The following is a 12,289-nucleotide window of genomic DNA, read 5'->3' on the forward strand; positions in this document are numbered from 1 at the left end:
TATTCAGCTGATTCAGCTTTTGGTTCTTCAGCCTTAGGAGCTTCAGTTGCAGGAACTTCAACAGCAGCAGGAGCAGCTTCAGCAGCTTTCTTTTCAGCTACTTTCTTGGCAATTTCTTCATTTACTTTCTTTTCAGCTTCCAAACGAGCTTTTTCTTCAGCTTTCTTTGCTTCGTCCAGTTTAGCCTTCAAAGTAGCCAGACCGGATTGTTTGTTGTTTTTCCAAGCTTCGAATTTAGCTTCAGCTTCTGCTTCTGTGAATGCGCCTTTGGCAACACCCCCCAGCAAGTGCTTTTTCATGTAAACACCTTCTTTTGACAGGATGTTACGTACTGTATCAGTAGGCTGTGCACCGCACATTACCCAATGAAGTGCGCGTTCAAAATTCAAATCTACTGTGGCAGGATTGGTATTAGGGTTATAAGTACCAATTTTTTCAGTAAATTTACCATCACGTGGAGCTCTTACGTCTGCGATAACGATTGAATAAAACGCATAACTTTTGCGTCCGTTTCTTTGCAATCTGATTTTAGTTGCCATTTCTAAATAATGTTTTTATAATTAATGATTTGAATTAATGCTAATAACCCGTATTAGCGGGTGCAAAGGTAAGACTTTTCTTTTGAACCGCAAAGATTTGGATGAGATAAAATATAATTTTTATAAAAAGGTGGACAGACATAGTGTTAATCGCTAGAAAAATTATATATTTGCAACAGTTACAATTTAACTAAAAATAAAAGAATTATGATTTCACAAAAATTACAAGACGCAATTAATGCTCAGATTGTAGCCGAAATGTGGTCGGCCAATCTTTATCTTTCCATGTCTTATTTTTTCGCTGCGAAAGGCTATGAAGGTTTTGCTTCATGGATGAAAGCGCAGGCTCATGAGGAGAATGATCACGCTGATATGTTGGCGCAATATGTGATGAAACGTGGCGGACAAGCCAAGGTGGGGGCTGTGGATGCTGTTCCTCAGGAATGGGCCTCTCCGCTGGATGTGTTCGAGCATGTATACAAGCATGAATGCCATGTTTCCGAATTGATTGACAAACTGGTAGATGTTGCTTCTGCTGAAAAGGACAAGGCTTCTCAGGATTTCTTGTGGGGATTTGTACGCGAGCAGGTGGAAGAGGAAGCTACCGTTCAAGGTATTTTGGACAAGATCAAGCTGGGTGGTGATGTGGCTTTGTATCACTTGGATATTCAGCTTGGCGCAAGAAAATAAGCGATAAGAGAAACGAATGCCTGTTTTTTTTCTTCTGCAGATAAAGATGCAGGTGTTTATTGGAAATAGAAAGTGGGTGTGTCCCAATTCAGTTTTTGGAAATATGAACTTATAATCTGAAAATTGAGCATCCTAAAAGACTAAAGAAAGGGTCGTATCATTACTCCATACAGAGCTTGATACGACCCTTTTAAGTGTTATAATTACTATCTGTAACTTTTAGGAGCAGTCATTTTTGTTTTGACACGCCTCCTTGCTTTTTTACAGTATTTCTCTCAGCCATTTTTCTAATTCTCTCGTCCATTGGCGCTTATAGGTAAAGCTGTCGCGGAAGCCCCAGCCGTGGCCGCCGATAGGATAGGTGTGGAGGGAAGCAGGGACTTTATTCTTTACCAGCGCCAGGTAATAGCTCACGCTGTTGCTGACGGGTACAGCTCCGTCATCGCTGCTATGCATGATGAAGGCGGGAGGAGTGTCGCCTGTTACTTGCAGTTCATTGGAGTAAAGTCTCACTAGCTCTTCTGACGGGCTTTTTCCTAAAAGATTGTCACGTGAGCCCTTATGGCAGTTGGACAGATCCATGCTTATGACGGGATAAAACAGGATCTGAAAATCCGGACGCGTTCCGGCTGTATAGTGGGTGGCTGCCGTACTGGCCAGATGTCCGCCTGCAGAGGCCCCCATGATACCCACTTTTTGAATATGCCATTCGTTGGCGTGTTCTCTCATCAGCCGGATAGCCTGATGGGCGTCGCTCAACGGTACATCATGGTGTCCGTTTGGCATACGGTATTTCAATACGGCGTATGTGATGCCTTGTGCGTTGAACCAGTCTGCCATATCGTGCCCTTCGTGATTCATTGCCAGGCGTATGTATCCCCCTCCGGGACAAGCCACGACGGCCAGTCCGTTCGGTTTGGCTGCCGGATAAACGGTAAGGGTAGGCTCGCTGACATTGGAAATCCGGTTGTTCTCTAATTTCTGCTCGGGGGTGGTGATGCCGTTGGAGTTGGGGGCGCCATCGGGCCATAATTCCAACTCTACAGGTTTCTGGGCAGACAATGCGGTAGAGATTGCAAGTAAACTCATTAGTAAGATTCGTTTCATATAGCTTTTATTTTCATGGTATTTGAAAAAGGGTTATTTTTTCTTGATATGCATACTGGCTTTAACCAGCCATATGATCAGGAGGATATAGGCGACTATTGACAGTACTTCGCTCAACGGGTTGCTCAGCCATTCTTCATTGACCAGATTGATACCGCCAAAGCGCATGGCGGCACTGACAACCCCCATCAATGCGCCTCCGGCTATGAATCCGGATGCCAGCAAAGTTCCCTTCTCGCCACGTTCGGCGTTCACCGCCTCGTCTTTGCTGCGGGTAGTGACATACCAGTTCACCGCTCCGCCTACCAGCAACGGCAGGTTCAATTCCAGTGGAATGAACATACCCAGCGCAAAAGCCAGTGCGGGTACTTTGAAGTAGGTCAGCACCAATGCCAGTACGGCACCTATTCCGTAAAGCAGCCAGGGAGCGCCTACACCGTTCATCAACGGGTCTATTACGGCTGCCATCGCGTTGGCCTGCGGAGCTGCCAATGCGCCGGTGGAGAAGCCGTAGGTCTTGTTCAGGATCATGATGACGCCGCCCACAGTTGCTGCCGATACCAGTGTGCCGAGGAATTTCCATGTTTCCTGTTTGGCAGGAGTACTGCCCAGCCAGTAACCTATTTTCAAGTCTGTGATGAACCCGCCTGCCATAGAGAGTGCCGTACAAACCACACCACCCATAACCAGTGCGGCAACCATGCCGGTAGCGCCTTTTAGTCCAACGGCAACCATTACTACCGAGGCAAGTATCAGTGTCATCAGTGTCATTCCCGATACTGGGTTAGTGCCGACTATGGCGATAGCGTTGGCGGCTACGGTGGTGAACAGGAATGCAATGCCGGCTACGAGCAGGATGGCTACAATGCTGTGTAATACATTTCCATGCATCACATCAAAAAAGAAGAACAGTAAGATCAGCAGGATGGTGAAGATGGAACCGAAGGCGATCACTTTCATGGAAAGGTCTTTTTGCGTGCGGATGACGTTTGCTTCCACCTTCTTGCCGCCCATCTCTTTGGCGGCCAGTCCCACAGCACTCTTTATAATGCCCCATGAGCGCACGATACCGATCACACCGGCCATGGCGATACCACCGATACCGATACTTTTGGCATATTCCTTGAATATAAGTTCGGGTGACATTTCGCTAATGGTTTGTGTCAAGGCCGGATTCCATGCATTCAGCACTTGATCGCCGAACAACAGGGCCATACCCGGAACAATAACCAGCCATACCACTAATGAACCGGCACAAATGATAGCCGCGTATTTCAAGCCGACAATATAGCCTAAGCCTAATACTGCCGCACCGGTGTTTATTTTCATCACCAGTTTGGCTTTTTCGGCAACCATCTCACCCCAGCCGCATACGCGGGTGGTGAAGTTTTCATTCCACCAGCCGAATGTGGCTACAATGAAATCATACAGACCTCCTATTAGCCCTGCAAAAAGCAATGGCTTTGCCTGGCTTCCGCCTTTCTCGCCGGAAACAAGCACTTGCGTACTGGCAGTGGCTTCGGGGAAGGGATATTCGCCATGTTTGTCGCTGACGAAATATTTACGGAAGGGGATGAGGAACAGGATTCCCAGAATACCTCCCAGCAGTGAGCTGACAAACATCTGAAAGAAGTTGACTGTCATTTCGGGGTATTTGTCCTGCAATATATAAAGGGCGGGCAATGTGAAGATGGCTCCTGCCACTATGACTCCCGAACAGGCACCGATGGATTGGATGATGACATTCTCACCTAACGCGTTTTTACGCTTGGCGGCTCCCGATACACCTACGGCGATGATGGCGATAGGGATGGCGGCTTCAAAAACCTGTCCCACTTTTAATCCCAGGTAAGCTGCGGCCGCCGAGAATAATACCGCCATGGCGATACCCCATAGCACAGACCATAGGTTTACTTCGGGATATTTTTTGTTTGGTGACATGATGGGGTGATATTGTTCCCCCGGTTTCAGAGGTCGGAACGCGTTATCGGGCAATCCAACCGATTTTTCTTCTTCTTGTTTCATGTTTCTCTATGTTATTATTTTTGAAATTTATCATAATAAATGCCCAAAAATAGTGAAAAAATAGAGAAACATCCTCATGATTTGATTAGAATATCTGAAATTTCAATCCAAATGATAGTCTCAGATAGTCATCGGGTTTCAAATAACTGTTGTTGAACGCACTGACAACGTATAAATCGCATGTGCTGATTTCGTAGAATGCGGTGATACTTTTAGAGAACTTCCGGTACTTTTCGGGCACGTCGAAACGGACGCGTTGTCCCAGAAAGATATGGGTGCGGATACGGGTGGAAAATCCGTAGTATCCACGGGGATAGCGCTCGGGTTCGCTTGTCCAGAAATCATCGCTGAATACGGTGTTGAAATAGATTCCGGTAGTCAGCGGTTCCAGCGAGAAGTCTTTGCCCAGCCAGATACTCCACGGGATATAATTCTGTTTCAAGGTCATGGTCATCTTGAAATGTTTGGATGAGTAGCGGGGGATGAAGCCCAAAAGAAGATCGGTTTCCCATTGGCCTCTTTTTCCATAATCCCAGCCTATGCCCCAGGATAACAGGCCCATTCCACCGGCGTACTGTAATTTGGTGTGGGTGGGGATCAAAGCTTCCCACGCACGCCTGTAACGGTGTACGCGCTTGTCGTATTTATGGTGCCGGTTTGGCATTTGGGTTACAATATCTTCCTCTTGGTTTTGAACGGAAGGAGAGGGGACAAGTATGCTGTCTTTGGATAAGATGGAGTAAAGTGTATTATTTTCTTGGGCTTGTGCCGTAAAAGGCAATAGTGGCCACAATAGGTTCAGAAATATCTTTTTAAAATTCAACTGTTTCATAATCGTAGGTTCCATCTTCTTTAATGGTGAATAATAAGTAGATGCGTTTGTCTATGCAGGGGCATTGGAAATACAGAACTCCGTCGTTGAATAGATCATCTACTGCGAATTTGTGTTCATGGCCGTAAAGACAGAACTGGACTTTGGGGAACTGGTTGACGTATAGTTGGAAGATTTTTGCTACATTGTTGTTGAATACAAATTCAAAAGGTTTTACGTGCATTGCGAATACCGTTTTTTCTATTTCAGGCGACAGGTTGTTCAGTTCATTTTCTATAAAGTTGAAATCGGGAACCGGTTCCGAATAATCATATTCCATCGCATTGGTATTGAGGCAGATAAAGCGTACATTTCCGGCTGTGAAGGCGAAGTTGGGATCTCCATAAATGGCCCTGTATGCGTCTTCACCTGTACCCAGACAGTCGTGATTGCCTAAAAGGCATACGTAGGGCATCTGGAATTTGTTAAATATGTCCCGCATCCATATGAATTCTTTTGTGACACCGAAGTCGGACTGGTCTCCTCCGTGAATGACAAAGTCTATGTCACCACGGGCATTGAGGGCTTTTACAACATCCTCGGTAGAGTTGTACCATCGTTGGGTATCACTGATCATGGCAAAGCGGATTGTTTTTTTGCCTTGCATTTTGTTTTCTATCAACTGGATGTTTTTGTTGTTCAGTTCTCTTTCTCCTGTAATATGTACATCGTATGGATGGGTTTCCAGCATGTCACAGCCACTGAAACAGAGGGCCAGTAGGACAAAGAATAATAGCTTGTTTGTCATTGTTCTCTTAAATTTGCTGCAAAGTACGTTATTTTAATCAGAATAAGAGTGGCTTATTATTGGGGAAAAATGTTCTTTTTTTCTTATTTTTTTGTTTTTACTTGCATACAGGCAGGCGGGGCAGTGTTTTCCGGATATAAAAAGAGGATGTATCAAACTCGAATCTTCTTTTGTTTTGATACATCCTCTCTCTTATGATGTGAGAATTCTATTCGGCAGCTGTGCCTTTCGGGGTCATGTCACCTTCTATATAAAGACGTGTCATCTCATTTTTCCCGTTTGTGCGGATAGTGATTGATTTCTTGAAATGTCCCGGAAATTTGCCGGCTCCATTATAAGTCACTGTTATCTGTCCGCTTTCACCCGGTTTGATGGGCTCTTTAGGATATTGGGGAACAGTACATCCGCAAGATGCGATCGCTTGATGGATGACTAGGGGACCATCTCCCGAATTTTTGAATTTGAAAACACAGGTAACTTTCGGGCTTGACTCGGGAAATGAACCGAAATTATGTGTTGTTTTCTCAAAGGTTATTTCTGCTTCTCCTTGAGATTGCCATACGGCTGCGTATGTGGTTAACCCTATAATCAACAATAATGTTGAAAGCAAAATTTTCTTCATTAGTTCCACTGTTTAAAAATTATCGGGGCTAAATTACTGTTTTTTTTATAAAAGGTCTTTAACTGTTAGTGAAATAAATGGTAAATTAACACCTTTAAAAATAAGGGACAAAGATTATCAACCCTATGATGGCGGCAAATATGGCGCAAATCAGTACGGCTCCTGCTGCTATGTCCTTTACGGCTCCGGCCACAGGATGGTAGTCCGGGGATACCAGGTTTACCAGGCGTTCTATGGCTGTGTTGAATGCTTCGGCAGCCAGTACCATTGCAAAGCACAGGAGGATGACAAGCCATTCGGTGCTTGTTATTTCCAACCGGATGCCTGCAATGGTTACGGCGATGATGGCTGTGCAATGTATCCAGGCATTGTGTTCCTTACTTAAAAAACTACATACGCCTTTCCAGGCGTATGTAAAGCTTTTTAGTCGTTTATGCAGTTCATTCATTTTTTTTAAGCTTGGGATGGGTTTATCCTCTGTTTACCTGTTTTACTCCTTTTACTGTCTTTATCTTTTTTACTAATGATTCCAGCTTTGAAGTGTCATCTACCATTACGGTCATCATGCCGCTGAACAGCCCGTCGTGCGAGTCGATGCTGATGGAACGGAGCAGGATATCGTTTTCCTTATTGATAATGGAGGTGATATTTGTCACAATTCCTATATCATCATGACCGACGATGCGCAGCGTGATGGGGTATTGTTTGCCGTGGCTTTTTCCAGCCCAACGCGCCTTTACGATACGGTAGGCAAAACGTGATTGCAATTCTCGTGCGTTAGGGCAGTCGGTACGGTGTATTTTGATTCCTCCGCTGATGGTTACAAACCCGAATACATCATCGCCATAGATAGGGTTACAGCATTTGGCTAATTTGAAGTCCAGTCCTTTCAAATTCTGATCAATGACCAGCACATCCTCTTTGAAGGTCTTGTCATCCTGTGCTGTCTGCATGCTGAAATTCTCGGCGCTGCGATAGACAATATCTTCCCGGTTTTCCGTTTCCTTTTTCTTCAGTTCCAGGTATTTTTCGATGATGTCGTTCGCATCTCTTGTCTCGTTGGCTATGTCCTGGTAGAACTCGGTTACGGTTTTGTATCCCAGCTTTTTTATCAGGCGCATCATCACTGCTTCGTCGTATTCCAGCTTGCGGTTCTTGAATTTACGTTCTATGGTCTCTTTGGCGAACTCTGTCTGGCGGGCTTCTATCTCTTTGATGGCCTGGCGTATTTTGGTTCTTGCCTTCGAAGTGGTGACGATGTTCAGCCAGTCGCGTTTGGGTGTCTGGGTGTTTGAAGTCATGACTTCTACTTGGTCGCCGCTGTTCAGCGTTTGCTTTAATTGTGCGTTCTTTCCGTTCACCTTTGCTCCGATACACTTGGAACCCAGTTTGCTATGGATGGCGAAGGCAAAGTCCAGTACGGTCGCTCCTTTCGGCATCTTGTACAAGTCACCTTTGGGGGTGAATACGAATACTTCGTCTTCGTATAATTCCAGTTTGAACTGGTCCATCACTTCCAGGTCACTGTCGGCGTTCTCCAGTGTTTCCCGGATGGAGGTCAGCCATTCATCTAAACCGCTTTCTCCTTTTACGCCTTTGTAACGCCAGTGGGCTGCCAGACCACGTTCTGCTATCTCGTCCATGCGTTCGGTGCGTATCTGTACTTCCACCCATTTGCCTTCAGGACCCATTACAGTGGTGTGTAAGGATTCGTATCCGTTACTTTTGGGTACGGAGAGCCAGTCGCGCAGGCGTTTGGGATTGGGCATATACATATCGGTCACAATGGAATATACCTGCCAGCATTCTTGTTTTTCCTTGTCGACGGGAGAGTCCAGAATGATTCGGATGGCAAACAAGTCATACACTCCTTCGAAGGGACATTTCTGTTTCTTCATTTTCTGATAGATGGAATGGATGGACTTGGTACGCCCTTTCATGTGGAACTTTAATCCTGCTTCTTCCAGCTTGTGCTGTATCGGTTCGATAAAGGCGGCTATGTATTTGTCACGGGAGGCTTTCGTTTCGTTCAGTTTGTCCTTTATATGATAATATACGTCGTGTTCGGTATATTTCAAGGAAAGGTCTTCCAGTTCCGATTTCAGTTTGTATAGCCCCAGCTTATGTGCCAGCGGTGCGTACAGATAGGCAGCTTCGTTGGCTACTTGGGTGCGTGCTTCTATATTGGGAGTCTCCTTTATCTGTCTCATCAGGTTCACGCGGTCTGCAATGATGATCAGAATAACACGCATGTCTTCGGCAAAAGAGAGTAGCAGGTTGCGGAAATTTTCCGATTCTATGGTAGGGCTTTTGGAGTATAGCTCATTGATTTTCACAAGACCGCGTATGATCCCCGCTACATCCTCTCCATATTCCTGTTGTACAGATGCTAAGGTGCATAAATGGTTCTTTACCGATTCGTGCAGCATGATCCCCAGGATGGAAGCCCGTTTCATCCCAATTTCTTCGGCCACGATGACGGCGGTCTGCATATCTTTGATGATAGGATTCATCCCGAAACAATTTCGTGGCAGGTTACCTTCGGCAACTGCTTTTATGAGGTGTATTTTTAACTTATGGCAATCACCCTTCTGCAAGGTGTCGCCGGATAATTGCAGCAATCGTTTATAGAGGGCGAACAGTTGCTCACGCTCTTTGGCTGTGAAAAATGCTTTTTCTTCCATAACACGTGAAATCTTTTCGAGGGTAAAGGTAGTTTTTTTCTTTATTTATTAGGTAGTGTTCTCGCATTTTTTTGTATTTTTGGGCAATTAATAGTGAAAGAATAAGGTAACAATTTATTTAAACCATATAAAATCATGTACTTATGTTAACACCTGAAGACAAAGACTTATTAGTGAAAAAAGGAATTTCCGAGCAGCAGATTGCAGAACAACTGGCTTGCTTTGAAAAGGGTTTCCCATTTTTGAAGCTGGATGCAGCCGCTTCTGTTGAAAAGGGAATCATGGCTCCCGCCGAAAATGAAATGAAAAATTATTTGGAAGCATGGGATACATATAAGGAAGGTGAGAAAACCATCGTGAAGTTTGTACCCGCCTCTGGTGCTGCCAGCCGCATGTTTAAGAATTTGTTCGAATTCCTGGGGGCTGATTACAATACTCCGAAGACAGATTTCGAAAAGAAATTTTTCGACCATATTCATAGCTTCGCATTCTACAATGACTTGAATGCGGCTTGTATGGATAATACAGGAAAGAATATTGATGCTTTGATGGCCGGGAAGGATTATAAACCTATAGTAGCCAATCTGCTGGAAGCTGCCGGCTTGAACTATGGGGCATTACCGAAGGGGTTGTTGAAATTCCATCGGTATGCGGATGGTGTGCGTACGCCGCTGGAAGAACATTTGGTGGAAGGCGCGTTGTATGCGGCAGGCAGAACCGGAAAAGTGAATGTGCATTTCACCGTTTCTACGGAACATCGTGAATTGTTCACAAAGCTGGTGGAAGAGAAGGTTGCCGTTTATGCAAAGAAGTATGGAGTAGAATATGATGTGTCATTTTCTGAACAGAAACCGAGTACGGATACGGTTGCTGCCGATATGGAGAACAAACCTTTCCGCGATAAAGGCAAACTGTTGTTCCGTCCGGGAGGGCACGGCGCGCTGATTGAGAATCTGAATGATCTGGATGCCGATGTTATCTTTATCAAGAATATAGATAATGTGGTGCCCGATCGCTTGAAAGAGGATACTGTTATGTATAAAAAGCTGATTGCGGGGGTACTGGTTACTCTGCAGAAGCAGGTATTTGAATATCTGGAATTGCTGGATGGCGGTAAATATACACATGCGCAGCTGGAAGAGATCATTCGTTTCTTACAGCAGACTTTATGTTGCCGCAAACCGGATATCAAGGATCTGGAAGATGCCGATTTGGTTATTTATCTGCGTAAGAAGTTAAACCGTCCGATGCGTGTATGCGGTATGGTGAAGAATGTGGGTGAACCGGGAGGCGGCCCGTTCCTGGCTTATAATGCGGATGGTACTGTTTCACTGCAAATTTTGGAAAGTTCTCAGATTGACATGAATGATCCGGCCAAGAAAGAGATGTTCGAGAAAGGTACTCACTTTAATCCGGTGGATTTGGTGTGTGCGGTACGAGATTATAAAGGAAACAAATTCGACTTGGTGAAGTATGTGGATAAGGCTACAGGTTTTATCTCTTATAAATCAAAGAACGGTAGAGAACTGAAAGCATTGGAACTTCCGGGCTTGTGGAATGGTGCGATGAGTGACTGGAACACTGTTTTCGTTGAAGTGCCGTTGAGTACCTTTAATCCGGTGAAGACTGTGAATGATTTGTTGCGTGAACAGCATCAATAACCCCTTTTTATTGTAGATTACATGGATTTATACAGATCGGAAGATTTGTGTAAATCCGTGTAGTTTTTTTGTGAAATTAATTTATATACCCTTGATTACTAACCTATAATTAAAAAGAATGAACCTGCTGACCTTTATTGCTCCACTGGCTGTGGCGGCAACTTTTATGATGCCGGCCGATGCCGCAAATCACAAAGAATTACCGGCATTGGGAAATACTCATATTCAAGTATTCGACAAGACCCCTGTTTGTTTTCGTCCCGACTCTTTTCCTAATTATACTCCTGCCAATGCTGACGGAGTGATCCGTCTGGTAAACGGGCGTATTATTTTAAAGAAAATAACCTTGCCCGATTACAAAAGAGATGTGGATGTTACCCTGAAAGTAACTGTAGCTTCCAATGGTGACCGTTGGGATAAATCTGGCTCTTGTTTTGTGCTTCCCAAAGAATCGGTGATCAATCTGATGAATATAGCCGAAGGCAAGAGGGCGTTTCCTGCGGTAGACAGTGCCAAATATGAAAAAATGATTGGTATTGTTCCGGGTAAGGATTATGTGCCTACCCTTGAACTGATGCGTTTTATGACCCCGTTCGGTGTGGGGTATTATAGTTCGGATAATGATTCTTTGAGCAGCAAGAGACGTCCTGTATATATCCCGAAATGGGAAAAGAGTGTGACTTGGGTGCAGGATATTACCGATCTTTATCCGGCATTGGAGAGAGAGGCATACGTGGGAATTTATATTGATACATGGACTGCCGAGGGGTATGTGGCCAGCATGGAATTGGACGTGAAGGAGAGTAAGATTACTTGCGACGTGATGCCGGAGCGCCGTGTGAAGCCTTTGATGAATACGGTGTATTATATCGGACAGACTTATCCGGATATTTTCTCACGCAAAGATGTGGTGATGGATTTTGATATGTCGAAAGCTGCCAAGAATGTTCGTTTGAAGTATATTGTTACAGGTCACGGGGGGCATAGTGGCGGAGATGAGTTTGTGGAGAAACGAAACATTGTGTCTGTTGATGGCAAGGAGGTGTTGAATTTCATTCCTTGGCGTGACGACTGTGCTTCTTTCCGCCGTTTTAACCCGGCTACAGGAGTATGGCTGATACCACGAGTTGCCGCATATATAGGTGATAAGGGTTATACGACAAAAGAGATTGAAGAACCTTTGGCTTCTTCAGATTTATCCCGTTCCAATTGGTGTCCGGGTAGCGATGTGATGCCTGAGGAGGCTGTTATTGGTGACTTGCCGGCCGGTAAACATTCTTTTAAGGTAAGTATCCCTGAGGCACAACAGGTGGATGGCAATAAATTGAATCATTGGCTGGTT

Annotated in this window: 11 protein-coding genes; 3 read left to right on the plus strand and 8 right to left on the minus strand. The window is 44.9% G+C overall.

What is annotated here, in order from left to right:
* Positions 1 to 539: 30S ribosomal protein S16 (locus tag AB5935_RS04980; RefSeq protein ID WP_368327340.1), on the minus strand; the 539-nt coding region annotated here is incomplete at its 3' end.
* Positions 540 to 746: 207 nt separating this feature from the next.
* Between AB5935_RS04980 and AB5935_RS04985 the strand changes: the two genes are divergently transcribed.
* Positions 747 to 1,229, plus strand: coding sequence for a ferritin (locus tag AB5935_RS04985; protein WP_007838252.1), 483 nt, complete (start codon positions 747 to 749; stop codon positions 1,227 to 1,229).
* A 261-nt stretch (positions 1,230 to 1,490) separates the two neighbouring features.
* Here the strand turns inward: AB5935_RS04985 and AB5935_RS04990 are convergent, their stop codons facing one another.
* The 7 genes from AB5935_RS04990 to AB5935_RS05020 form a co-directional block, all read right to left on the minus strand.
* Entirely contained in the window at positions 1,491 to 2,336 is an 846-nt protein-coding gene (locus AB5935_RS04990; protein WP_038609266.1) for an alpha/beta hydrolase, read from the minus strand.
* A gap of 33 nt (positions 2,337 to 2,369) precedes the next feature.
* Positions 2,370 to 4,361 carry an OPT family oligopeptide transporter gene (locus tag AB5935_RS04995; protein ID WP_007838254.1) on the minus strand — a complete coding sequence of 664 codons (1,992 nt, stop codon included), beginning with the start codon at positions 4,359 to 4,361 and terminating at the stop codon, positions 2,370 to 2,372.
* 85 nt (positions 4,362 to 4,446) lie between these two features.
* Positions 4,447 to 5,208, minus strand: coding sequence for a hypothetical protein (locus AB5935_RS05000; RefSeq protein WP_007843891.1), 762 nt, complete (start codon positions 5,206 to 5,208; stop codon positions 4,447 to 4,449).
* Positions 5,174 to 5,980 carry a metallophosphoesterase family protein gene (locus tag AB5935_RS05005; protein ID WP_007838256.1) on the minus strand — a complete coding sequence of 269 codons (807 nt, stop codon included), beginning with the start codon at positions 5,978 to 5,980 and terminating at the stop codon, positions 5,174 to 5,176. The genes AB5935_RS05000 and AB5935_RS05005 overlap by 35 nt, the downstream gene beginning before the upstream one ends.
* 208 nt (positions 5,981 to 6,188) lie before the next feature.
* Entirely contained in the window at positions 6,189 to 6,602 is a 414-nt protein-coding gene (locus AB5935_RS05010) for a DUF1573 domain-containing protein (protein WP_007838258.1), read from the minus strand.
* A gap of 94 nt (positions 6,603 to 6,696) precedes the next feature.
* Positions 6,697 to 7,050 (minus strand): diacylglycerol kinase family protein, encoded by a 354-nt coding sequence (locus AB5935_RS05015; protein WP_038609268.1) that lies wholly within the window; start codon positions 7,048 to 7,050, stop codon positions 6,697 to 6,699.
* Between the two features lie 22 nt (positions 7,051 to 7,072).
* Entirely contained in the window at positions 7,073 to 9,286 is a 2,214-nt protein-coding gene (locus AB5935_RS05020; protein ID WP_005843316.1) for a RelA/SpoT family protein, read from the minus strand.
* 143 nt (positions 9,287 to 9,429) lie between these two features.
* Here AB5935_RS05020 and AB5935_RS05025 point away from each other — a divergent pair, with 143 nt between their 5' ends.
* Complete coding sequence (locus AB5935_RS05025) at positions 9,430 to 10,947, plus strand: DUF4301 family protein (RefSeq protein WP_038609271.1); 1,518 nt, start codon at positions 9,430 to 9,432, stop codon at positions 10,945 to 10,947.
* Between the two features lie 118 nt (positions 10,948 to 11,065).
* Positions 11,066 to 12,289, plus strand: a 1,224-nt coding sequence (locus tag AB5935_RS05030) for a PNGase F N-terminal domain-containing protein (protein WP_368327341.1), incomplete at its 3' end; no start/stop codon positions are given.

Source organism: Phocaeicola sp. RTP21198st1_B8_RTP21198_201120 (assembly GCF_040929485.1).
Taxonomy (GTDB): domain Bacteria; phylum Bacteroidota; class Bacteroidia; order Bacteroidales; family Bacteroidaceae; genus Phocaeicola; species Phocaeicola dorei.